The sequence below is a fragment of the Stenotrophomonas sp. GW821-FHT01H02A genome, assembly GCF_059422145.1.
Genome location: NZ_JBWKWI010000006.1, coordinates 250,932 through 272,517, shown reverse-complemented (window position 1 = coordinate 272,517; position 21,586 = coordinate 250,932). Strand labels below are relative to the sequence as shown.

21 protein-coding genes are annotated in these 21,586 nt (G+C 67.5%); 10 read left to right on the top strand and 11 right to left on the bottom strand.

The window, feature by feature from the left end:
• The first annotated feature begins 6 nt into the window (after positions 1-6).
• Positions 7-1,203: a pyridoxal phosphate-dependent aminotransferase gene (locus AC07WC_RS11720; protein WP_495210138.1), complete on the top strand. Its 1,197-nt coding sequence runs from the start codon at positions 7-9 to the stop codon at positions 1,201-1,203.
• 164 nt (positions 1,204-1,367) lie between these two features.
• On the opposite strand, the gene AC07WC_RS11715 is transcribed toward AC07WC_RS11720, so the two are convergent.
• Both AC07WC_RS11715 and AC07WC_RS11710 read right to left on the bottom strand, forming a co-directional pair.
• Complete coding sequence (locus AC07WC_RS11715) at positions 1,368-3,464, bottom strand: prolyl oligopeptidase family serine peptidase (RefSeq protein WP_495210137.1); 2,097 nt, start codon at positions 3,462-3,464, stop codon at positions 1,368-1,370.
• Between the two features lie 34 nt (positions 3,465-3,498).
• Positions 3,499-3,825 carry a hypothetical protein gene (locus tag AC07WC_RS11710; protein ID WP_495210151.1) on the bottom strand — a complete coding sequence of 109 codons (327 nt, stop codon included), beginning with the start codon at positions 3,823-3,825 and terminating at the stop codon, positions 3,499-3,501.
• 205 nt (positions 3,826-4,030) lie between these two features.
• Between AC07WC_RS11710 and AC07WC_RS11705 the strand changes: the two genes are divergently transcribed.
• Positions 4,031-4,642, top strand: a complete 612-nt coding sequence (locus AC07WC_RS11705; RefSeq protein ID WP_495210136.1) for a lipocalin family protein — start codon at positions 4,031-4,033, stop codon at positions 4,640-4,642.
• A gap of 117 nt (positions 4,643-4,759) precedes the next feature.
• Here the strand turns inward: AC07WC_RS11705 and AC07WC_RS11700 are convergent, their stop codons facing one another.
• The 3 genes from AC07WC_RS11700 to AC07WC_RS11690 all read right to left on the bottom strand — a co-directional run bounded on the left by AC07WC_RS11700 (position 4,760) and on the right by AC07WC_RS11690 (position 7,493).
• A complete protein-coding gene (locus AC07WC_RS11700; RefSeq protein WP_019183664.1) occupies positions 4,760-5,449 on the bottom strand; it encodes a methionine ABC transporter permease in 690 nt (229 codons plus the stop codon).
• On the bottom strand, positions 5,446-6,453 hold the full coding sequence (locus AC07WC_RS11695; protein WP_495210135.1) for a methionine ABC transporter ATP-binding protein: 1,008 nt from the start codon (positions 6,451-6,453) through the stop codon (positions 5,446-5,448). The genes AC07WC_RS11700 and AC07WC_RS11695 overlap by 4 nt, the downstream gene beginning before the upstream one ends.
• Before the next feature lie 143 nt (positions 6,454-6,596).
• Entirely contained in the window at positions 6,597-7,493 is an 897-nt protein-coding gene (locus AC07WC_RS11690) for a DMT family transporter (protein ID WP_495210134.1), read from the bottom strand.
• Here AC07WC_RS11690 and AC07WC_RS11685 point away from each other — a divergent pair.
• Entirely contained in the window at positions 7,411-7,584 is a 174-nt protein-coding gene (locus tag AC07WC_RS11685; protein ID WP_495210153.1) for a hypothetical protein, read from the top strand. The genes AC07WC_RS11690 and AC07WC_RS11685 overlap by 83 nt on opposite strands.
• The gene (locus tag AC07WC_RS11680; protein WP_046273152.1) at positions 7,571-8,053 is read left to right on the top strand and encodes a YajQ family cyclic di-GMP-binding protein; all 483 of its coding nucleotides are present in this window, start codon (positions 7,571-7,573) and stop codon (positions 8,051-8,053) included. The genes AC07WC_RS11685 and AC07WC_RS11680 overlap by 14 nt, the downstream gene beginning before the upstream one ends.
• Positions 8,054-8,359: 306 nt before the next feature.
• Here AC07WC_RS11680 and AC07WC_RS11675 read toward each other — a convergent pair whose 3' ends face one another.
• The 3 genes from AC07WC_RS11675 to AC07WC_RS11665 form a co-directional block, all read right to left on the bottom strand.
• Complete coding sequence (locus tag AC07WC_RS11675; RefSeq protein ID WP_495210133.1) at positions 8,360-9,460, bottom strand: helix-turn-helix domain-containing protein; 1,101 nt, start codon at positions 9,458-9,460, stop codon at positions 8,360-8,362.
• A gap of 88 nt (positions 9,461-9,548) precedes the next feature.
• Positions 9,549-10,676, bottom strand: coding sequence for an NAD(P)-dependent alcohol dehydrogenase (locus tag AC07WC_RS11670; RefSeq protein WP_495210132.1), 1,128 nt, complete (start codon positions 10,674-10,676; stop codon positions 9,549-9,551).
• Between the two features lie 13 nt (positions 10,677-10,689).
• Positions 10,690-12,153 carry a benzaldehyde dehydrogenase gene (locus tag AC07WC_RS11665; RefSeq protein ID WP_495210131.1) on the bottom strand — a complete coding sequence of 488 codons (1,464 nt, stop codon included), beginning with the start codon at positions 12,151-12,153 and terminating at the stop codon, positions 10,690-10,692.
• 210 nt (positions 12,154-12,363) lie between these two features.
• Between AC07WC_RS11665 and AC07WC_RS11660 the strand changes: the two genes are divergently transcribed.
• On the top strand, positions 12,364-12,942 hold the full coding sequence (locus AC07WC_RS11660) for a DUF1415 domain-containing protein (RefSeq protein ID WP_495210130.1): 579 nt from the start codon (positions 12,364-12,366) through the stop codon (positions 12,940-12,942).
• Positions 12,933-13,733 carry an SDR family oxidoreductase gene (locus tag AC07WC_RS11655; protein WP_495210129.1) on the top strand — a complete coding sequence of 267 codons (801 nt, stop codon included), beginning with the start codon at positions 12,933-12,935 and terminating at the stop codon, positions 13,731-13,733. Before AC07WC_RS11660 ends, AC07WC_RS11655 begins: the two co-directional genes overlap by 10 nt.
• A 49-nt stretch (positions 13,734-13,782) precedes the next feature.
• On the opposite strand, the gene AC07WC_RS11650 is transcribed toward AC07WC_RS11655, so the two are convergent.
• Positions 13,783-15,816, bottom strand: a complete 2,034-nt coding sequence (locus AC07WC_RS11650) for a M3 family metallopeptidase (RefSeq protein ID WP_495210128.1) — start codon at positions 15,814-15,816, stop codon at positions 13,783-13,785.
• Between the two features lie 118 nt (positions 15,817-15,934).
• Positions 15,935-17,047: a PLP-dependent cysteine synthase family protein gene (locus AC07WC_RS11645; protein WP_495210127.1), complete on the bottom strand. Its 1,113-nt coding sequence runs from the start codon at positions 17,045-17,047 to the stop codon at positions 15,935-15,937.
• 107 nt (positions 17,048-17,154) lie between these two features.
• On the opposite strand from AC07WC_RS11645, the gene gloA reads away from it, so the two are divergent.
• Positions 17,155-17,682, top strand: a complete 528-nt coding sequence (gene gloA / locus AC07WC_RS11640; protein WP_495210126.1) for a lactoylglutathione lyase — start codon at positions 17,155-17,157, stop codon at positions 17,680-17,682.
• Positions 17,683-17,732: 50 nt separating this feature from the next.
• On the opposite strand, the gene AC07WC_RS11635 is transcribed toward gloA, so the two are convergent.
• Positions 17,733-18,095, bottom strand: a complete 363-nt coding sequence (locus tag AC07WC_RS11635) for a hypothetical protein (RefSeq protein WP_495210125.1) — start codon at positions 18,093-18,095, stop codon at positions 17,733-17,735.
• A gap of 181 nt (positions 18,096-18,276) precedes the next feature.
• Between AC07WC_RS11635 and AC07WC_RS11630 the strand changes: the two genes are divergently transcribed.
• The 3 genes from AC07WC_RS11630 to AC07WC_RS11620 all read left to right on the top strand — a co-directional run bounded on the left by AC07WC_RS11630 (position 18,277) and on the right by AC07WC_RS11620 (position 21,540).
• A complete protein-coding gene (locus AC07WC_RS11630) occupies positions 18,277-18,711 on the top strand; it encodes a VOC family protein (RefSeq protein ID WP_495210124.1) in 435 nt (144 codons plus the stop codon).
• 74 nt (positions 18,712-18,785) lie between these two features.
• Positions 18,786-20,087 carry a putative DNA modification/repair radical SAM protein gene (locus tag AC07WC_RS11625; protein WP_495210123.1) on the top strand — a complete coding sequence of 434 codons (1,302 nt, stop codon included), beginning with the start codon at positions 18,786-18,788 and terminating at the stop codon, positions 20,085-20,087.
• Position 20,088: 1 nt separating this feature from the next.
• The gene (locus AC07WC_RS11620) at positions 20,089-21,540 is read left to right on the top strand and encodes a UdgX family uracil-DNA binding protein (protein WP_495210122.1); all 1,452 of its coding nucleotides are present in this window, start codon (positions 20,089-20,091) and stop codon (positions 21,538-21,540) included.
• Positions 21,541-21,586: the final 46 nt, after the last annotated feature.

Here is a 21,586-nt window from a genome sequence, read left to right as displayed (position 1 = left end):
CTGGCCATGGATACTTCCCGCACGCCCCCGACCGGCACCGGCTACAGCCGCCGCAGCCAGGAAATCGACCCCTTCCACGTGATGTCGCTGCTGGCCCGCGCGCAGGCGCTGGAACAGGCTGGGCATGATGTGATCCACCTGGAGATCGGCGAGCCGGACTTCACCACCGCCGCACCGATCGTGCGCGCCGGCCAGGCCGCACTGGCGGCGGGCCACACGCGCTACACCGCGGCCCGCGGCCTGCCCGCCCTGCGCGAGGCGATTGCCGGGTTCTACCGGGATCGCTACCAGGTGCAGATCGACCCCGAGCGGATCCTGGTGACGCCGGGTGGCTCGGGCGCGCTGCTGCTGGCCAGCAGCCTGCTGGTCGATCCCGGCAGGCACTGGTTGCTGGCCGATCCGGGCTATCCGTGCAACCGGCACTTCCTGCGGCTGGTGGAAGGGGCGGCGCAACTGGTGCCGGTCGGCCCGGAGACGGCGTACCAGCTGACACCCGAGCTGGTAGCGCGGCACTGGAACGCCGACAGTGTCGGCGCGCTGGTCGCCTCCCCGGCCAACCCGACCGGAACCGTGCTTTCCGCTGCACAACTGGCCGCGCTGTCGCAGTCACTGAAGGCGCGTGGCGGGCATCTGGTGGTGGATGAGATCTACCACGGCCTCACCTACGGCATGGACGCGGCCAGCGTGCTGCAGGTCGACGACGACGCATTCGTGCTCAACAGCTTCTCGAAGTACTACGGCATGACCGGCTGGCGCCTGGGCTGGCTGGTCGCGCCACCGCAGGCGGTGCGGGAGCTGGAGAAGCTGGCGCAGAACCTGTACATCAGTGCCTCCAGCATCGCCCAGCACGCGGCGCTGGCCTGTTTCGAACCGGAATCCATCGCGATCTTCGAGCAGCGACGCGCGGCGTTCCGCGAGCGTCGCGATTACCTGCTGCCGGCGCTGCGTGCGCTCGGCTTCCGCATCGAAGTGGAACCCGAAGGCGCGTTCTATCTCTACGCCGACGTGAGTGCGTTCACCGATGACGCGCAGGCGTTCTGCGCGCATTTCCTGGAGAGCGAGCATGTGGCGTTCACGCCGGGCCTGGACTTCGGGCATCACCGCGCCAACGCGCATGTGCGGCTGGCCTATACGCAGGAGGTCCCCCGCCTGGAGGAAGCGGTACGCCGGATCGCGCGCGGGCTGGAGACGTGGGTGCGCTGATCGTCCATGAAAAAAAACGCCACGCATCGCTGCGTGGCGCTGAAACTGGGGTGGAGCCAACCTGACGCCCCACCACCCGGAGTCTGCTCCAGGGGGACAGCGTCCGCTGCAGGCTCACTCCCTGCCGGTGGCTCGACGGCCCTGGCCGCCGAGCAACCCCGAGCTTACTTCGACAGCTGCTCCCACAGGAAGCTATAGGCCAAAGCCGACATGTGCGCGGCCTGGGCATTGTTCGCCGCGCCACCATGACCGCCTTCGATGTTCTCGTAGTAGGTCACGTCCTTGCCGGCGTCGATCATCATGGCCGCCATCTTGCGGGCGTGTGCCGGATGCACGCGGTCATCGCGCGTGGAGGTGGTGAACAGCACCGGCGGGTAGTTCTTCTTCGCGTCGAACAGGTGGTACGGCGAGAAGGTCTTGATGAACGCCCAGTCGGCCGTGTCCGGGTTGCCGTACTCGGCCATCCACGAGGCGCCGGCCAGCAGGTGGCTGTAGCGCTTCATGTCCAGCAGCGGCACCTGGATCACCACCGCACCGAACAGTTCCGGGTACTGGGTCAGCATGTTGCCGGTGAGCAGGCCACCGTTGCTGCCGCCCTGCACGCCCAGGTGCTTGGCCGAGGTGATCTTGCGGCTGACCAGGTCGCGGGCGACCGCGGCCATGTCTTCATACGCCTTGTGGCGGTTCTGCTTGAGCGCCGCCTGGTGCCAGCGCGGGCCATACTCGCCACCGCCACGGATGTTGGCGACCACGTACACGCCGCCCTTCTCCAGCCACGCACGGCCCATGCCACCGGAGTAGGACGGGGTCAACGAGATTTCGAAGCCGCCGTAGCCGTACAGCAGGGTCGGATTGGAGCCGTCCAGCTTCATGTCCTTGCGGTGCACCACGAAGTACGGCACGCGGGTGCCGTCCTTGCTGGTGGCGAAGTGCTGCTCGATCACCTTGCCATCGGCATTGAAGAACGCCGGCATGGTCTTGAGCACTTCCGGCTGCTTGCCGATCTCGGCGATGGCCAGGGTGGTCGGGGTCAGGTAATCGGTAACGGTCATCCACACCGCATCGCTGTCATCGGCATCGACCGCGCTGACGGCCACGGTGCCGAACGACGGCGCGCCGGTGAAGGCGCTCGTCTTCCAGCCACTGTCGCCGGGGGTCAGCACGCTCAGGCGGCTTTTGACGTCATCCAGCACGTTCAGGACCAGATGGTTCTTCGTCCAGCTGGTGCCGGCCAGCGAGGTGGTGTCGGTCGGCGCGAACAGCACGTCGAAGTCACGCTTGCCGGCCAGGTAATCGTCCAGCTTGGTGGCCAGCAGCGAGCCGGCGGCGTAGGTCTTGCCACCCACGGTCCACGGCTCGCGCAGCTCCAGGGTCAACCACTGCTTGCGCAGGCCCTTCTCGGCAGAGTTGGGCGCATCGATTCTGGTCAGCGTGCCGTCGTCGGCGCGCAGATAGATTTCGTTGTTGTAGAAGGCCAGCGTACGGCTGACCAGGTTGCGCTCGTAGCCGGGGGTATCGTCGTGCATGGCCGCGATGTACATGTCATCGGGCTTGCCCTCGTAGACCACCGCGGCCGAGGCCATCGGGGTGCCGCGCTTCCACAGCTTGGCCACCCGCGGATAACCGGAGGTGGTCATCGTGCCGGTGCCGAAATCGGTGTAGACGAACACGGTGTCGCGGTCGATCCAGTTCAGGCCACCCTTGGATTCCGGGCGGAAGAAACCGTCCTTGATCCAGGTCTTGTTGGCCAGGTCGAACTCGCGGGTGACGTCGGCATCGGCACCGCCGCGCGAGAGCGCGATCAGGCAGCGCGAATAGTCCGGGCGCAGGCAGTCGGCGCCATGCCAGACCCAGTTCTCGCCCTCGGCCTTGTTCAGCGCGTCCAGATCCAGCACGGTTTCCCACTGCGGCGAGGCCTTGCGGTACTCGGCCAGGGTGGTGCGGCGCCACAGGCCACGCTCGTGCTGCTTGTCCTTCCAGAAGTTGTAGTAGTAGTCCCCGATCTTCTGCACGCCGGGGATCTTGGCGTCGGAATCGAGCACCTCGCGGATGCTGGTCTCCATCTGCTGGAACGCCGGGGTCGAGGCCAGCCGGCCTTCGGACTTGGCGTTCTGTTCCTTGACCCACGCCAGCGGCTTGTCGCCGGTGACGTCTTCAAGCCAGGCGTACTTGTCCGCCGGGGCGTCAGCAGCCATGGCGGTTCCCGCCGCTCCGGCGGAGATCAGACCTGCCACCAGGCAGGCGGAAGCGAATCGTGACATTGCAGCTCCAGGCAGTCATAGCCTTGGGACGCTATCACACCGTCTGGCCGCGGCTCACGTGTCGAAGGTCAGGCCGGGCCGGTCGCGGCATCGGGCGAACGCGGCGCCGCGCCTGCGGTCCGCGACGACGGCGGGCGGTCCGGGCAAGCAGGCCGGACAGCGGCAGGCGGAAGCGATGCAGGCTCCACCAGGCCATCAGCGGCATGCCGGCCAGCCACAGCGGCAGCCAGCCGAACCACTCGCTGTACCCCCGCGCGGCCGGCCAGACCAGGACCAGCGCCAGCCCGGCCAGGGCAGCCTGCCTGACGCAACGCAGCACCCGCGGATCGGGACGGTCGGACGAACGCGGGGAAGACGACAGGGTCATGACACAGCTCCGTGCGAAAGTGATGCGTCACCTTGCCGTGCGGCCATCTCACCGGCTGCGACCTTGGGCACCGGTCGCGGCACGAAGCGCATCCGCCGTCGCGGTTGCATGAATCGGTCACGCAACCGCGGCGCCGCCATTGACGTTCTCCGCTGTCCCACCCACCATGCCCCTGCCAGCCACTGGAGCCACCTGCCGCATGTCTTCGAACCGCCCGCTTCGCGCTGTCCTGTTGGTCTCCTCGCTGGCGTTGCTGTCAGCCTGTGCGTTCCGCCATGAGACCAGACCGGAACCCGCGCCGACCCCGGTCGCGGTCGACAGCGCCGGTGCGGCGATCGATCTGCAGCGGTTCATGGGCACCTGGTATGTGATCGGTCGCGTGCCGAACCCGATCGAGCGCGGCCACGTCGCCAGCGTCAACGAGTTCCGCCTGCGCGGCGACCAGAAAGTGTCCATCACCTACCGCTATCGGGACGGCTTCTCCGAGCCGCAGCAGGAACTGACCGTCCGCGCCTCGGTGGACAGGAAGAGCGGCAACCACAATTGGCGTACCTGGTTCTACAAGATCGTGCCGACCCACACCCGCGTGCTGGAAGTGGCGCCGGATTATTCCTGGGCGATGCTCGGCTACCCGGGCCGCGAGATGGCCTGGATCTTCGCGCGCCAGCCGGACATGGACAAAGAGCTGTACAAAGAGCTCGCCGCGCGCCTGCGTGACGATTACGGCGTCAACACCGACAAGCTCAAGCGGGTGCCGCAGCACCCCGAGCAGGTGGACCGGCTGGGCTATGAGGTGCCGAACGTCCGGTAAGGGCGGCGGTCAGGCCGCCTCGCGCGGCTGCACCCTGCATTCCAATGGGCGGCACGACCTGGGCCTGGCCCACCGCCGCAGAGGGAGGCGTACCGACCAACGGTCGGTCCCTGCCGGTTACTTCCTGCTGTAGTGCGAGACCAGGCGGTCGCCGATCATCTGCAGGATCTGCACCAGTACCAGCAGCAGGACCACGGTGACCAGGGCCACGTCGGTGTGCGAGCGCTGGTAGCCATCGCGGAAGGCCAGGTCACCCAGGCCACCCGAACCGATCGCACCGCCCATCGCGGTGAAACCGATCAGGGCGATCACGGTCACGGTCGCGCCGGCGATCAGGCCCGGCCGCGCTTCCGGCAGCAGCACCCGGGTGACCAGCTGCCAGGTGGTGGCACCCATCGCCTGGGTCGCTTCGATCACGCCGCGGTCCACTTCGCGCAGCGCGGTCTCAACCAGGCGCGCGTAGAACGGCGCGGCGCCGATCACCAGCGGCACGATCGCGCCGCGCACGCCCAGCGAGGTGCCCATCATCCACAGTGTGAGCGGGATCAGCACGATCATCAGGATGATGAAGGGCACCGAGCGCAGCAGGTTCACCAGCAGCGCGAGCGAACCGTACAGCACCGGCTTGCGGTGCAGTTGCGGCGAGCCGGTCAGGAACAGCAGCACACCCAGCGGCAGGCCGATCAGCAGGGTCAGCGGCAGCGAACCACCGAGCATCAGCAGGGTGTCCAGCGTGGCCTGGCCGATGTCGGCCCACTTGCCGGCGTCAAGATGGCGGAAGAACCCGCCTGCGGTGGCCAGGATCATCGGCGTAGCTCCTCAAGGTGGACACCGGCGGCGACGAAGCCGGCCTGGGCCGCCTGCACGTCGCCGCCGACCAGCGAGACGGTCAGCTGGCCATACGGGGTGTCCTTGATCCGGTCGATGCGGCCGGACAGGATGTTGTAGTCCACGCCGGTCTCGCGCGCGATGCGCCCCAGCAGCGGTTCGTAGGTGTCCGAACCAAGGAAGGTCAGGCGCACGATGCGGCCGGCCACGGCTTCGAAATCCTTGTGCAGTTCACCCTCGTCGACCTGCTCGGACTCGTTGACGAAGCGGCGCGTGGTCGGATGCTGCGGATGCAGGAATACCTCGGTGACCGGCCCGGTCTCGACCAGGTGGCCGGCATCGAGCACGGCGACCCGGTCACAGACACGGCGGATCACGTCCATCTCGTGGGTGATCAGCACGATGGTCAGGCCAAGCTCGCGGTTGATCCTGCCGAGCAGCTTGAGCACCGAGGCGGTGGTCTGCGGGTCCAGCGCGCTGGTTGCCTCATCGCACAGCAGGATCTGCGGGCGGGTGGCCAGGGCGCGGGCGATGCCGACGCGCTGCTTCTGGCCCCCGGACAGCTGCGCCGGGTACTTGTTGGCGTGCGCTTCCAGGCCGACCGTGTGCAGCAGCTCGTCCACGCGTGCGTCGATCTCCGCGCGCGGCGTGCCGGCCAGCTCCAGCGGGAAGGCGACATTGGCCGCCACGGTGCGCGAGGACAGCAGGTTGAAGTGCTGGAAGATCATGCCGATCTTCCGGCGCAGCACGCGCAGGCCCTCGGCATCGAGCGCGGTGACATCCTCGCCGTTGATCAGCAGGCGGCCGCCGGTCGGTTCCTCCAGCCGGTTGATCAGCCGGATCAGCGTCGATTTCCCCGCGCCGGAATGGCCGATGATGCCGAACACCTCGCCGGCCTCGATGGTCAGGTCCAGCGGCTGCAGCGCGGCAATCGCGCGGCCGCCGACGGCATAGGATTTGTGCAGGCGCTGGAACTCGATCACTTCGCGGTCAACCGGGGCATCGACGGGAGGGGGCGTGCAGCCTACCAGCGCGGGGCGGCCCTGGCCCGTGCGGTTGCGCGGAATGATATTCCGTTTGGTTCTAAGAGACCGTGATCCGGCCGGCCTGCGGGCGCCGGCCGCGCTCAGGGATGGTCCAGCGGCCTGGGCGGCTGGACCCGGCGGACCCGCTCACGGTGCAGCAGGTACAGGCCCGACGCGACGATGATGGCCGCACCCAGCCAGGTCACCTGGTCGGGCAGGACGCCCCAGAACAGCAGGTCCCAGCCGATCACCCAGACCAGCCCGGTGTACTCCAGCGGGGCGATCATCGACGCTTCGCCCAGCTGGAACGCGCGGGTCAGGGCGACCTGGCCCCCTGCCCCGGCCAGGCCCATGCCGGCGATCAGGGCCGCATGGCCGAGCTGCAGCGGCTGCCAGTCCGGGATCGCGAGCAGTCCGGCACCGAGCGCCATGATCACCAGGAACCACACCACCATCGACTGTGGGGTGTCGGTGCGGGTCAGCATGCTGACCGTGATCGCAGCCAGGGCGTAGGCGGTGGCCGCCAGCAACACCATCAGCCCGGGGAAGGAGATGATCCCGCCGACGCCGGGGCGCAGCACGACCAGCACGCCGATCAGGCCGATGCCGATGGCGATCCAGCGGCGCGGGCCGACGTGCTCGCCGAGCATCGGCACCGAGAGTGCAGCGATCAGCAGCGGGGCGACGAAGTAGATGGTGTAGGCGGTGGACAGCGGCAGGCTGCGCAGGGCGTACACGAAGCAGCCGATCATCGCCATGCCGAGCACGCCGCGCAGCAGGTGCAGGACCCAGCGCTTGGGCACCAGCGAGCGCGGGCCGGCGGTGGCCAGCACCCAGACCAGCACGAACGGCAGCGAAGCCGCGCCACGCAGGAACGTGACCTGCAGGGTGGGATAGCTGGCGGACAGCTGCTTCATGCCGGCATCCATCAACGAGAAGCAGGCCACGGCGATGAGCATCCAGGCGACGGCACGGGTGGGGGATTTCTGCGTGTTCATGGCCCATTATCGCCCGGTTGGCCGGGCCGTCCATGGTGGGTTGATAGAATGGGGCATTCACCCGCTGGAGTTTTCCGATGCCCTCTTTTGACGTTGTTTCCGAAGTCGACACCCACGAGCTGACCAACGCGGTCGACCAGGCCAACCGCGAGCTGTCCACGCGCTTCGATTTCAAGGGGGTGGACGCGAAGTTCGTGCTGGAGGACGGCGTGATCAACCAGTCCGCGCCGAGCGATTTCCAGCTCCAGCAGATGACCGACATCCTGCGCCAGCGTTTGATCGCGCGGAAGATCGATGCGGCGTGCCTGGAGTTCGGTGATATCGAGACGAATCTGGCCGGTGCGCGGCAGAAGATCACGGTCAAGCAGGGGATCGAGCAGAAGGTGGCCAAGAAGATCGCGGCGAAGATCAAGGAGGCCAAGTTGAAGGTGGACAGTCAGATCAATGGCGACAAGCTGCGGGTGACGGGCAAGAAGCGGGATGATCTGCAGGATGCGATGGCGCTGTTGCGGAAGGAGACGTTCGAGGTTCCGCTGCAGTTCGATAATTTCCGCGATTGATCTTGGCCGGACGGCTGTAGCGAAGGGCGCCAGTGAAAGGCGCCAGTGAAGAGCGTCGCTGTTTGTTGCTGAGGGGCTTTCGTTGCCTTTGGCGCTCGCGGTTCATCGCAAGAAGCCGGCGATTCGCTGCTCAGGGCTGCGTCGGGTAGGGCCAGGCCTTGCCCGGACACGCCGTGAACCCATCCATGGGGGCTCATGTCGCGGCATCCATGCCGCTCATGGTCCGGGCAAGGCCTGGCCCTACCCGACGCCCCGAGGCTTCCTCGGCGGATGGGCGAGCAAAGCGGTCGTGCCGGCCGCTGGCTGCTACGCGCGAATCAGCTTGTACAGGGTGGTGCGTGAGATGCCGAGCTGACGGGCGGCGGCGCTGACGTTGCCCTGGTGGGCGGCCACGGTGTCGCGGACGTGCTGTGTGTTCTGGGCACGCAGGGATGCGTTCGTGGCGCTGGCGTGCTGCACGTCGAGCTTGCGGCTCGCGTGGGGTGCGAGTGGCCCGCGCAGGTACTGCACGTGTACGGCGGTGTCCTCATCCAGGCGGACGCGGTGGGCGGGGCCGGTCTGCAGGAGGCGGCGGCGCTGGTGGACGCTGGCGCCGGCGAACAGGCCTTCGAGGGTCAGCAGAGGCAAGGGGCCGCGGCGTGGGAGTCCGAACAGGCGGCGGGCGACGCGGTTGGCGGCGCGGACGTGCCCGTCTTCTTCGATGGCCAACAGGCCCTGCAGCGGTGAGTGCAGCCAGCGGGCGTCGTGCTGGACGGCCAGCAGGTGGCAGGGACGGTGGTCCTGCATCAGGCGGTTTTCGGCAGCGAGCGCGGCCTGGCGGAAGTAGCCGTGCAGCAGTTCGGCATCGCGCTCGCCGGTGCCGGTGATGTCCAGGGCGCCCAGCACTTCGCCGTCGAGGCCGTGCAGGGGCACGCTCAGGCAGAACACCGAGGCGAAGCGGTCCAGATAGTGTTCGTTGCCGCGCACCAGGGCGGGCGCGTCTTCGGCCAGGCTGCAGGCCGGGGCCGTGGTGCCGATGTCGACCTCGCGCAGGCGTCGGCCGATCTGGATCGGGCGCAGCACCGGCACGTCGGCCAGGCCATGTTCGCGCTGGGCGACGATCAGGCCGTCGGCGTTGACGCAGAACAGGGTCCATTGGCGGCCACCGAAGGCGGCCCACAGGTGGTCCATGTCCTCGCGGACACAGCGCACGAGGCGGCGGTCGGCGGGATCGTCGAGGCGTGCTGCGGCCAGGGCAAGCGGGGCGTAGTACGGCGCCTGCCGCGGCTGCACGCCGGCTCGGCGCGAGCGCTCCCAGGAGCGCAGCACCGGCGGACTGACCACGCTGTCCATCAACGCGCCACCCTCGGCGAAGCGCTGACGGGCGGCCGCCAATACCTGCTGCTGTTCCAGAACCATCGCGGCCATCGGTCGATCTCCACCTCGGACCGACAGCCTACTCCGGCAAAGCTGACTGATACGTCGTCGAAGGCATGCATGCCTGCGACGGAGCGTCTCACCCGCCGATGGTCAGGATCGGCTTGAGGGTCACGCCACGGGTGCTGTCCTCGGCGGCCTGGTTGATCTGGTCCAGCGGGTAGAACCTGACCAGTCTGTCGAACGGGAAGCGACCCTGCTGGTACAGCTGCACCAGCTGCGGGATGAACACCTTCGGCACGCTGTCGCCTTCGACGATACCGCGGATGCTGCGCCCGCCGAGCAGCAGGTTGTTGACGTCGAACTCGGCCTTGGTGCCCAGCTTCGGGGCGCCGACCACGCCGATCACGCCCAGCCCGCCAAGCGCCTCGACGCCCTGTGCCAGCACTTCCGGTCGACCGGTGGATTCCAGGGCGAAATTGGCCCCGCCACCAGTGATCTCGCGCACGGCTTCCACGACATCGACCTCGCGGCTGTTGATCACATGGGTGGCGCCGAGTTCGCTGGCCAGTTCCAGGCGGGACGGCACCACGTCGATGGCGATGATGGTGGTCGCACCGGCCACGCGCGCGGCCATCACCGCACTCAGGCCGACCGCGCCCGCGCCGAAGCTGGCGAAGCTGCTGCCGGCGCTCACCTTGAGCGAGTTGATCACTGCGCCGGCGCCGGTCTGGATGCCACAGCCGAGCGGACCGAGCAGCTCGATCGGCGCATCGTTGGGCACCTTGATCGCGTTGTTTTCGCGGCTCGGTGCATAGGTGGCGAACGAAGACTGCGCGAAGAAGTGATCGTGCAGCGGGTTGCCGTCCGGATCCTGGATCGCGGTGGAGCCGTCCAGCGCACCGCCGCCGAAGTTCAGGCCGAAGAAGTCCTTGCAGTACGCGCCGTGGCCGTCGCTGCAGGGATTGCAGTGGCCACAGGCGCCGTAGGTCAGCACCACGTGGTCGCCGACCTTGAGGTCTTTCACGCCCGGGCCAAGTGCTTCGACAATGCCTGCGCCTTCATGGCCCAGCACGGCCGGCAGCGGCACCGGGTAGTACTGATCACGCACGATCAGATCGGTATGGCACAGGCCGGTGGCGACCACGCGGACCAGCACTTCATCGTCCTGCGGGCCACGGATGCGTGCCTTCTCGATCGTGAAGGGCTGTTCCTTCCCGCGCACCACGGCCACGGTGATGTCGCGCAGTTCTGCTGTTGCGGTCATGAGGGTCTCCTGATCAGATCAGGTAGGCGGGCGCTTCGCCCTTGACGGTCATCCACTGCCACTGGGTGAACTCGTCGATGTTGGACGGGCCGCCGATGCTGGTGCCGTTGCCCGACGCGCCGACGCCACCGAACGGATTGATCACCTCATCGTTCACGGTCTGGTCGTTGATGTGCAGCAGGCCGGTGCGCAGGCGCTCGCCCAGCTTCAGCGCGCGGCCGACATTGCTCGACACGATCGCCATCGACAGGCCGTACTCGCTGTCGTTGGCCAGCTCGACCGCTTCATCATCCGTGTCGAAGGGCACCACCACCGCGACCGGCGCGAAGATCTCTTCGTGGAAGGCCGGATTGTCGCGGCTCACATCGCTGAGCACGGTCGGTTCGAAGAACAGGTCCTTGTAGCCACCCCCGGTCGCGAGCGTGGCCCCGGCGGCCTGCGCCTCGGCAACGATGCGCGCGGCATGGTCGCGCTGCTGGGCATTGATCAGGGGCCCGATCGCCACCTCGCCATCGGCCGGGTTGCCGACCTTGAGCGATCTGGCCTTGGCCACCAGTTTTTCCAGGAAGCGCGCATGGATGCTGCGCTGGACCAGCACGCGGCCGGTGGCCATGCAGATCTGGCCCTGGTGCAGGTACACGCCCCACGCGGTGTTGGCGATGGCCAGATCCATGTCGGCATCGTCGAGCACGATCAGCGAGTTCTTGCCGCCCAGTTCCAGCGATACCTTCTTCAGGTGCTTGCCGGCCGCTTCGCCGACCTTGCGCCCCGCTCCGGTGGAGCCGGTGAACTGGATCATCGCGATGTTCGGGTCACTGGTCAGCGCCGCACCGGCCGCGCCGTCACCCGGCAGCACGTGCAGCAGGCCGGCCGGCAGCCCGGCCAGTTCGAACAGCCGTGCGATCACGAAGCCACCGCACACCGCGGTACGCGGATCCGGCTTGAGCACCACCGCATTGCCCAGCGCCAGCGCCGGGGCCACCGCCCGCATGGCCAGGTACAGCGGGAAGTTGAACGGTGCGATCACACCGACCACGCCCAGCGGGCGGCGGCGCGCCAGATTCAACCGGCCCGGTTCGGAGGGCAGTACTTCGCCGATGCTGCGTGAGGGCAGCGCCGCCGCCTCATGCAGCGCTTTGGTGTTCACCTTGGCTTCGAAGCCGGCCTTGAGCTGGGTGGAGCCACTTTCGCGGACCAGCCACTGCACGATCTCGTCGTTGTGTTCTTCGGCCAGCTGGGCGGCGCGGCGCAGGACCTGCGCGCGGGTGTCATACGGGGCGCTGGCCCAGTCGCGCTGCGCCTTGGCGGCGGTGGCGGCGGCGCGCGCGATCTGCGCCGGGTCGGCCATCGCGATGTCGCCGAGGCGTTCGCCGGTGGCCGGCTCGACCACGTCCTGGGTGCCTGCACCCAAGACCCATTGGCCATCGAACAGCTTGCCGGACCACGTGGCCGTCGGCAGGAATGCGTGTGTTGCCATCACTGAGAACTCCTTGCGTCGTGTACCCGGCCATTGGATACCTGCGGCGGACCACTGCCTATTGGCCATTGACTCATTCACTGCAAGTGATTGCCGGATAAGGATTTATCAGGATGACGGGTGTCCAGTTAATGGACAGTGGAGCCGATCTGCCGCCCGCTTCACCGCCGCGCCGTACAATCAACAGCCCCGCCAGCGACACCGCCCGCCATGAACGATGCTTCCCTCACTGCCACCCACGATCCCATTGCCGAGACCCGGAAATGGCTGGAGCAGATCGTCATCGGCCTGAACCTGTGCCCGTTCGCCAAAGCGGTATACGTGAAGGACCAGGTGCGGTTCGTGCTCAGCGATGCGACCACGCCCGAAGCGCTGGTCGAAGAACTGGCCGAAGAGCTGATTCTTCTGCGCGACACCCCGCCTGAGCAGATCGACACCACGCTGATCGTGCACCCGGACGTGCTGACCGATTTCCTGGACTACAACGATTTCCTCGACAACGCCGATGCAGCGATCGAGGCCTTGGATCTGCAGGGCATCCTGCAGGTGGCCAGCTTCCATCCGCAGTACCAGTTCGCCGGCGCGGCGCCGGATGACGTGAGCAACTACACCAACCGCGCGCCCTACCCGACCCTGCACCTGCTGCGCGAAGACAGCGTCGAGCGCGCGGTCGCCGCGTTCCCGGACCCGGACGTGATCGTGGAGCGCAACATCGAAACCCTGGACAAGCTCGGCGTCGAAGGCTGGACGCGCCTGCTGGGCCGCAACGACATGCCGCCGTGCCACTGACCCCGACCATCCTCGACTGGCCGGCCCAGTCGCTGCGCGACCGCGTGGTGGTGATCACCGGCGGAGCGCAGGGCGTGGGCCGCGGCATCGCGCAGTCGGTGCTGGGTGCCGGCGGCAGCGTGATGATCGCCGACCTGGATGCCGATGCCGGCAAGGCCTGTCTGAAGGAATGGGCGTTGCCGGAGCGCGCGGCGTTCCAGCGCGCGGACGTGGCCAGCGAACGCAGCGTGCAGGCGCTGATGAAGGCGACGTTGAAGCGCTTCGGCCGCCTGGATGGCCTGGTCAACAATGCCGGGATCGCCAGTGCGCATGGCACGCCGTTGGCGGAGATGCCGCTGGCCGAGTGGCAGCGCCGCCTCTCCAGCCTGCACGGCGCCTTCCTGTGCAGCAAGCACGCCCTGGCCGCCCTGCGCGAGCATGCCGGGGCGATCATCAACATCGCCTCCACGCGTGCGTGGCAGTCCGAACCGGACAGTGAAGCCTATGCCGCGGCCAAGGGCGGACTGGTCGCCTTCACCCATGCGCTGGCGTTGAGCGAAGGCCCGGCCGTGCGGGTCAACAGCATCAGCCCCGGCTGGATCACCACCGATGCCGGGCAGGCGCCCTCACGGCGGCGCACGCCCAAACTGTCCCGCCGCGATCATGCGCAGCACCCGGTCGGCCGCGTTGGCCAACCGCCCGACATCGGCGCGTTGGCGGTGTTCCTGCTGTCGGACCTGGCCGGTTTCATCACCGGCCAGGACCACATCGTCGACGGCGGCATGAGCCGCAGGATGATCTACGCGGAGTGATCTGCGTGCCGCTGCAGGCACGCGATCCCGATGCCGGGGAGCGCCGGCATCACACCATGCCGTTATGCCGCAGCAGCGCGTCCACCGTCGGCGCACGTCCGCGGAAGGCGGCGAAGTTCTCGGCCGCACTGCGGCTGCCGCCACGTGAAAGCACTTCGTCGCGGAACCGCTGGCCGGTTTCGGTCACTTTGTCCGGGGCTTCCTCGAACGCGGCATAGGCATCGGCGCTGAGCACTTCGGCCCATTTGTAGCTGTAGTAGCCGGCCGCGTAGCCACCGGCAAAGATGTGGCTGAACTGGTTGGGGAAGCGATTCCACGCCGGCGGCCGGTTGACGGCCACTTCATCGCGCACGCGCTCCAGCAGCGCCTGCACGCTGTCCTGGGTCGGGTCGAACTCGCTGTGCAGCTGCATGTCGAACAGCGCGAATTCCAGCTGACGCACGGTGAACATGCCGCTCTGGAAATTGCGTGCGGCCAGCATGCGGTCGAACAGCGCACGCGGCAGCGGCTCGCCGGTGCTCACGTGTGCGGTCATCGCCTGCACGCGGTCCCATTCCCAGCAGAAGTTCTCCATGAACTGGCTCGGCAGTTCCACCGCGTCCCACTCCACGCCGTTGATGCCGGCCACGCCCAGCTCACCGATGCGGGTCAGCAACTGATGCAGGCCATGTCCCATCTCATGGAACAGCGTGGTCACATCGCTGTGGCTGAAGGTGGCCGGCTGGCCCTCGGCGCCCTTGCCGAAGTTGCAGACCAGGTACACCAGCGGCGTCTGCACGCCGGCGGCGGTCTCGCGACGGTTGCGGCAATCGTCCATCCACGCGCCACCGCGCTTGCCTTCGCGCGCGTACAGGTCCAGATAGAACTGGCCGACCAGCGCGCCCTGCGCATCGACCACCCGGAAGAAGAGCACGTCCGGATGCCACACCGGCGCATGGTCCGGCTGCACCTCCAGGCCATACAGGCTGCGGATCACACTGAACAGGCCATCGAGCACCTTCGGTTCGGTGAAATACTGCTTCACGTCCTGCTCGGAATAGCTGTAACGCGCCTGCTTCAGCTTTTCCGCAGCGAAGGCCAGGTCCCATGCCTCCAGCGTCGGCATGCCCAGTTCGTCGCGGGCGAACGCCTCCAGCTCGGCACGGTCGCGCTGCGCGTACGGCTTGGCGCGCGCGGCGAGATCGCGCAGGAAGCCCAGTACCTGCGGTGCATCTTCGGCCATCTTGGTCGCGATCGAATACTCGGCGTAGTTGGCAAAGCCCAGCAGCGCGGCCAGCTCCGCGCGCAGCGCCAGCACGCGATCGATGGTGCCGCTGTTGTCCAGCGTGGCATCGCCGAATTCCGAAGCGCGGACTGCATTGGCGCGGTACAGCGCCTCGCGCAGCGGGCGATGCTCGGCGTAGGTCTGCACGGGGATGTAGCACGGCATCTGCAGGGTCAGTTTCCAGCCGGACAGCCCGTCCTTCTCCGCGGCGGCGCGGGCGGCGGCGATCACATCGTCCGGCAGGCCGGCCAGCTCGGCACGGTCTTGCACATGCAGCGACCACGCATCGGTGGCATCCAGCACATTCTGCGAGAAGGTCGCCGACAGCGCGGACAGTTCCTCGCGGATCGCGCTGTAACGTGCTTTTCCGGCGTCATCGAGTTCAGCGCCGCCCAGGCGGAAATCGCGCAGCGCGTTTTCCAGCACCTTGCGGCGTGCGGCGTCGTAGCGCGCCGCTTCGGGTGCGTCGGCCAGGGCACGGTACTGCTGGTAGAGCGCCAGGTTCTGGCCCAGTGCGCTGCCGAAGCGCGTCACCTTGGGCAGGTTCGCATTGTAGGCCTCGCGCAACGCCGGGGTGTTCACCACGGCCTGCAGGTGGCCGACCTGGCCCCACGCGCGCCACAGGCGCTCGGTGGCGTCGTCCAGCGGCTCGGCGAAGCTTGCCCAGGTCACCGGGGAGACGGTCTCGGCGGTTTTCACCGCGGCCTGGGCGTCGGCCAGCAGGGCATCGATCGCCGGGGCGATGTGCTCGGGCTGGATCGCATCGAAACGGGGCAGGCCGGAAAAATCGAGCAGGGGCTTGGTGGGGGTCACAGGCATCTCCAGACAACGGGGCCGCTGCAGCGGCATCACCCCACCATATGGCATTGCCCCCTGCCCCGCACAAGGCCCCGGCGTACGCTGATGGGCCAGGTTCACGCCAGACCCGGTGGCTCGCTCAGTACAGCGCTTCCAGCGAGACGCAGGGCAGCACCGGCAGCCCCTGCCCGGCCACCGCGGCCGCAAGCACGGCATCGGCGCCGTCCACGTCGATCCCCTGCTTCGGGTACCACTCCGGGTTGTAATAGCTGTGTGCGTAACGATCGCCGCTGTCGCACAGGATGGTCACGATCGAGCCGCTACGGCCGGCCTCGCGCATCAGCTGCGCGGCCTGCAGCACGCCGATGAAATTGGTCCCGGTCGAGCCGCCGACACGACGGCCCAGCTGGCGGGTGACGTGGCGCATGGCGGCCAGGCTCAACGCATCGGGCACCTTGACCATCGCATCGACACTGGTCGGAATGAAGCTCGACTCCACCCGCGGCCGGCCGATGCCTTCCACCCGCGAGCCCCCGCTGCAGGTCAGATCGCGCCACGGCTGGCCAGCCAGCGCGGCGCAGTAGCCGTCGTAGAACACGGAGATTTCCGGGTCCGCGCACAGGATGCGGGTGTCATGGCGGCGGTAGCTCACGTAGCGGCCCAGCGTGGCCGCGGTGCCGCCGGTACCGGGACTGCACACGATCCACTCGGGCACCGGATGCGGCTCCTCGGCCATCTGCTTGAAGATCGATTCGGCGATGTTGTTGTTGGCCCGCCAGTCGGTGGCGCGCTCGGCATAGGTGAACTGGTCCATGAAATGACCGCCGGTTTCGCGGGCCAGCGTTTCCGAATCGCAGTTCAGGTCGCAGGCGCGCTCCACCAGATGGCAGCGGCCACCGTGGAATTCGATCGCCGCGATTTTCTCCGGCGAGGTGGTGGCCGGCATCACCGCGATGAACGGCAATCCCAACAGGCGCGCGAAGTACGCCTCGGATACTGCCGTGGAGCCGCTGGAAGCCTCGATCACCGGGCGCCCCTCGCGCAGCCAGCCATTGGCCAGCGCATACAGGAACAGCGAGCGCGCCAGGCGATGCTTCAGGCTGCCGGTAGGGTGGCTGGACTCGTCCTTGAAATACAGGTCGATGCCTTCGAACCCGGGCAGGTCCATCGGAATCAGGTGGGTATCGGCCGAACGGTTGAAATCGGCGTCGATCTTGCGGATGGCCGCGGCCACCCATTCACGCTGGGACATGGCTAGAAAAATAGGTTGGATGCGTCAGTTTATGTCACTTTCACAATTATTGAGACCGGTAAAATGGGACAACCGCCGCGCCGATGCGGCCTGCCCCAGGATGTCCCATGTCCCTTGCCGCCTTCCAGAACCCGCCTGGTGTCGCCGCCCAGCCGCCTGCCGAGACCGCCGGCTTCGTGTTCAACCACACCATGCTGCGCGTCAAGGACGCCACCGCCTCGCTGGATTTCTACACCCGCGTGCTCGGCTTCCGCCTGATCGACCTGCGCGACTTCCCCGAGGCCGAATTCAGCCTGTACTTCCTGGCGCTGCTGCCGGCCGGCACGCAGATCCCCGAGGGCGACGACGCCCGCCGCGTGTGGATGGCCGGCATCCCCGGCGTGCTCGAACTGACCCACAACCATGGCACCGAAAACCAGGACGGGCCGGTCTATCACAACGGCAATGCCGACCCGCGCGGCTTCGGCCATATCTGCGTGTCCGTGCCGGACATCCAGGCCGCCTGCAAGCGCTTCGATGACCTGCAGGTGCCCTATCAGAAGCGTCTTGAGGACGGCCGCATGAAGCACCTGGCCTTCATCAAGGATCCGGACGGCTACTGGGTGGAGATCATCTCCAACACCCCGATCGGCTGATCCTGTACACGGCCCGCGACACGCCGACGACCATCGGCGCGTTGCGGGCGCTACGGCTGGACCTGGAACTCGAAGGCCGCGTAGAACGGCGCCTGCGGTGGCACGAACAGCGTTTTCCCGGCAAACCCTGCATCCACGCAACGCGCCACCGCCTCCTTGCCTTCGCGCCACGTCCTCACCACCTTGCCCTGCGCATCCAGCTGCAGCACCACGGTGAACGCGGCCAGCGTCTCCGGCGCGGGGACCGGCATGCAGCGTGTGAAGCTGGCACCGCCGACCCGGCTCATGCTGTCCACCATTTCCGTGTACGCCGCCAGTGCCAGGCTGGCTTCATCGCGCTGCGCCCATGCACGCACCTGTTCGTAGCCCGCATCGCCGGCGACCGTCTGGGCCATCATCACCATCCACAGCATCGTGCCTCCTCCGCCTGCGCGTTCATGACGCCAATGCGCAGCGTAGGTCAGCGCGCGATCGGACGGAAGGGCCGCCGTCGCATCGCCCTGCGCGTGGTCAGCAAGGTCGACGCCGCGGCAATGCACTGCGCTGCGTGCGGTGGTATATCTGCGCCCCGTCCCACCACCCAACGGAGTCGGTATGGAAACGATGGAACTGCACCGCAGCCGCCTGATCGATCACCTGCAACTGGTGGTCAGGGACCTGGCCGCCAGCCGCCGCTTTTACCAGGCCGTGTTCGACACGATCGGCATCCCGATCGCCGGCGAAGGCGACACTTACTTCAGGGCCGATGAGCTGTTCATTTCCACGCCTGACAGCGAGGCAGCCCTTGGCCAGCTCACCGGCCGCCATCACCTCGCCTTCCAGGCCCGCGACCGCGCCACCGTCGATGCCTTCCACCGCGCGGCGCTGGCCAACGGTGGCAAGGACAACGGCGCACCGGGCGAACGGCCCTACCATCCGGGCTATTACGCCGCGTTCGCGGTAGATCCGGATGGCAACAACATCGAAGTGGTGTTCCATGGCCCGGCGACCTACAGCGCGGACTCGGTGACAGTCACGTTCGACGCCTGAGCGGCAACATGAATTCTTCATGTTCCGGCTGAGCCGTCTCACGGAGTGAGATCGGTTCTGCCTACCGTTCCGGCATGGAGACGATCCGCAAACTGGCCATCCTCGCCGATGCCGCGAAATACGATGCGTCCTGCGCCTCCAGCGGCGCAGGCAAGCGCGACTCACGCACATCCGGCGGCATCGGCAGCACCGAGGAGATGGGAATCTGCCACAGCTACACGCCTGACGGCCGGTGCGTGTCGCTGCTGAAGATCCTGCTGACCAACTTCTGCATCTTCGACTGCGCGTACTGCGTCAACCGTGTCTCCAGCAACGTGCAACGGGCGCGGTTCAGCGTGGAAGAAGTGGTTGCGCTGACGATGGATTTCTACAAGCGCAACTACATCGAAGGGCTGTTTCTCTCCAGCGGCATCATCCGCAATGCCGACTACACCATGGAACAGATGGTGGAAATCGCGCGGGTGCTGCGTGAAGAACGCCGCTTCAGCGGCTACATCCACCTCAAGACGATTCCGACGGCCTCGCCGGAACTGCTTGCGCTCGCCGGCCGCCATGCCGACCGGCTCTCGATCAACATCGAACTGCCGACCGAAGCCGGGCTGGCCAGTTTCGCGCCGGAGAAGTCGCTGCCGTCGATCCACGGCGCGATGGGCGAGCTGCGCTGGCGCATCGAGGAGGCCAAGGAAGCGGGCAAGTCCCAGCCGGCCGCCACCGCATCGGCTCCCACACCTGCGCCTGCAGCACGCGGCCGCCGCGCACGTGCACCGCGCTTCGCGCCGGCTGGCCAGAGCACCCAGATGATCGTCGGCGCCGACGGGGCCAGCGACCAGCAGATCCTCGGGGCGGCCGACAATCTGTACGGCAACTACCGCATGCGCCGGGTCTACTATTCCGCGTTCAGCCCCATTCCGGATGCCAGCAAGGCGCTGCCGCTGCAGGCACCGCCGTTGGCGCGCGAGCACCGGCTGTATCAGGCGGACTGGCTGCTGCGCTTCTACGGTTACGGCGTGGACGAGATCACCAGCACCACCCAGGGCGGCATGCTCGATCTGGACATCGACCCGAAAATGGCCTGGGCGATCCGCCATCCCGAGCGTTTCCCGGTCGACCTCAACCTGGCGCCGAAGGAACTGCTGCTGCGCGTGCCGGGGCTGGGCGTGCGCAACGTCAAGCGGGTGCTGATGGCACGTCGGCATGGGCGTCTGCGGGTGGCCGATGTGGCCCGCCTACGCGCGCCGATGAGCAAACTGCTGCCGTTCGTGCAGTTGGCCGACCATCACCCGCACCGCGCGCTCGACGACCCGGCGGCACTGCGCGCCCAGCTCGCCCCACCGCCCCGCCAAGGCGCGCTGTTCCCCGACGCGGCCGCGCACTGAGATGGCGCGCAGGAATGTGCGGGTCGACCCGCCGTGGTCGCTGGAGGCGTGGCACACGGCGGCGCGGTTGGCTTTGCGCCACGCCGTTGCACCGGATCAGCTGGATTGGCTGCAGGGCGAGGATGGCTCGCTGCTGGATGCGCCGTCACTGCCAGGGCTCGATGACGCTTCCGTGGCCCCGGCCGAGGCGCCGATCCAGGTGTCCAAAGCCTTCATCGAGCTGGCCGCCACCTGCCTGTGCCATCGCGATCCACAGCGGATGCCGCTGCTGTATCGCATGCTCTGGCGCATCACGCACGGCGAACGCAGCCTGCTCTCCAACCCGGCCGATGCGGACGTGCTGCGGGCCATGGCATTGAGCCAGGCGGTGCGCCGCGACACGCACAAAATGAAAGCCTTCGTACGCTTCCGCCAGGTGCCGGGCGAGGACGATGCATTCATCGCCTGGTTCGAGCCCGAACATCATATCGTCGACCGCGTCGCACCGTTCTTCGCACGCCGCTTCGCCGGGATGCGCTGGGCGATCCTCACCCCGGGGCGCAGCGCGCACTGGGATGGTCAGGCGCTGTCGTTCGGTGCCGGCGGCCGCCAAAGCGATGCGCCGGTCGACGATGCGCGCGAAGAATTGTGGCGCACCTATTACGCCAACATCTTCAATCCGGCACGTCTGAACACCCGGATGATGCAGCAGGAGATGCCGGCGAAGTACTGGAAGCACCTGCCGGAAGCCGCGTTGCTGCCGCAGTTGGTGCGTGACGCGGGCGACCGCGTGCAGGAGATGCACGATCGGGAGGCGCAGTCACCGCGGCGACGCATCCCGGAATCCATCGCATCACCGACACCAGCAGCGGACACCCCACCCGCCACGCTCGATGCGCTACGCGATGCGGCCGCCGCCTGCAGACGCTGCCCACTCTGGGAACCGGCCACGCAGACCGTCTTCGGCGAAGGCCCGCAGGACGCACGGATCATGCTGGTGGGCGAGCAGCCCGGCGACAGCGAAGACCTCAGCGGCCATCCGTTCGTCGGCCCCGCCGGACAACTGCTGGAGCGTGCGCTGCGCGAGCTCGGCATTGATCGCCGCACGCTCTACCTGACCAACGCGGTGAAGCACTTCCGCTTTGAACGGCGCGGCAAGCGACGCATCCACAGCAAGCCGCAGATCACCCACGTCACTGCCTGCCGGCCGTGGCTGATGGGGGAAATCGAGAACGTGCGACCGCAGGTGATCGTCTGCCTGGGCGCCACTGCAGCCACGGCCGTGTTCGGCGCCGGCTTCAACCTGATGGCGAATCACGGGCGCTGGCATGTGCTGGAGGACGGTACGCGTGCGTTCGCGACCGTGCATCCATCGTGGGTGTTGCGCCAGACCGGCGATGAGGCACGCGATGGGGCCTATCGGTTGCTGAAGCATGATCTCCAGCAGCTTGTCGAGATCCAGCGCACACGCTGACCTCGTACGGGGTTGCCGGCCAGTGGCCGGCAATGCCCGTCAACGA

Bases quoted from the DNA above. Each gene is read 5' to 3' on its own strand.
- AC07WC_RS11720 (WP_495210138.1), top strand. From the start codon at position 7: ATGGATACTTCCCGCACGCCCCCGACCGGCACCGGCTACAGCCGCCGC.
- AC07WC_RS11715 (WP_495210137.1), bottom strand. From the start codon at position 3,464: ATGTCACGATTCGCTTCCGCCTGCCTGGTGGCAGGTCTGATCTCCGCC.
- AC07WC_RS11705 (WP_495210136.1), top strand. From the start codon at position 4,031: ATGTCTTCGAACCGCCCGCTTCGCGCTGTCCTGTTGGTCTCCTCGCTG.
- AC07WC_RS11700 (WP_019183664.1), bottom strand. From the start codon at position 5,449: ATGATCCTGGCCACCGCAGGCGGGTTCTTCCGCCATCTTGACGCCGGC.
- AC07WC_RS11685 (WP_495210153.1), top strand. From the start codon at position 7,411: ATGCCGGCATCCATCAACGAGAAGCAGGCCACGGCGATGAGCATCCAG.
- AC07WC_RS11690 (WP_495210134.1), bottom strand. From the start codon at position 7,493: ATGAACACGCAGAAATCCCCCACCCGTGCCGTCGCCTGGATGCTCATC.
- AC07WC_RS11680 (WP_046273152.1), top strand. From the start codon at position 7,571: ATGCCCTCTTTTGACGTTGTTTCCGAAGTCGACACCCACGAGCTGACC.
- AC07WC_RS11675 (WP_495210133.1), bottom strand. From the start codon at position 9,460: ATGGCCGCGATGGTTCTGGAACAGCAGCAGGTATTGGCGGCCGCCCGT.
- AC07WC_RS11670 (WP_495210132.1), bottom strand. From the start codon at position 10,676: ATGACCGCAACAGCAGAACTGCGCGACATCACCGTGGCCGTGGTGCGC.
- AC07WC_RS11665 (WP_495210131.1), bottom strand. From the start codon at position 12,153: ATGGCAACACACGCATTCCTGCCGACGGCCACGTGGTCCGGCAAGCTG.
- AC07WC_RS11660 (WP_495210130.1), top strand. From the start codon at position 12,364: ATGAACGATGCTTCCCTCACTGCCACCCACGATCCCATTGCCGAGACC.
- AC07WC_RS11650 (WP_495210128.1), bottom strand. From the start codon at position 15,816: ATGCCTGTGACCCCCACCAAGCCCCTGCTCGATTTTTCCGGCCTGCCC.
- AC07WC_RS11645 (WP_495210127.1), bottom strand. From the start codon at position 17,047: ATGTCCCAGCGTGAATGGGTGGCCGCGGCCATCCGCAAGATCGACGCC.
- gloA (WP_495210126.1), top strand. From the start codon at position 17,155: ATGTCCCTTGCCGCCTTCCAGAACCCGCCTGGTGTCGCCGCCCAGCCG.
- AC07WC_RS11635 (WP_495210125.1), bottom strand. From the start codon at position 18,095: ATGCTGTGGATGGTGATGATGGCCCAGACGGTCGCCGGCGATGCGGGC.
- AC07WC_RS11630 (WP_495210124.1), top strand. From the start codon at position 18,277: ATGGAAACGATGGAACTGCACCGCAGCCGCCTGATCGATCACCTGCAA.
- AC07WC_RS11625 (WP_495210123.1), top strand. From the start codon at position 18,786: ATGGAGACGATCCGCAAACTGGCCATCCTCGCCGATGCCGCGAAATAC.
- AC07WC_RS11620 (WP_495210122.1), top strand. From the start codon at position 20,089: ATGGCGCGCAGGAATGTGCGGGTCGACCCGCCGTGGTCGCTGGAGGCG.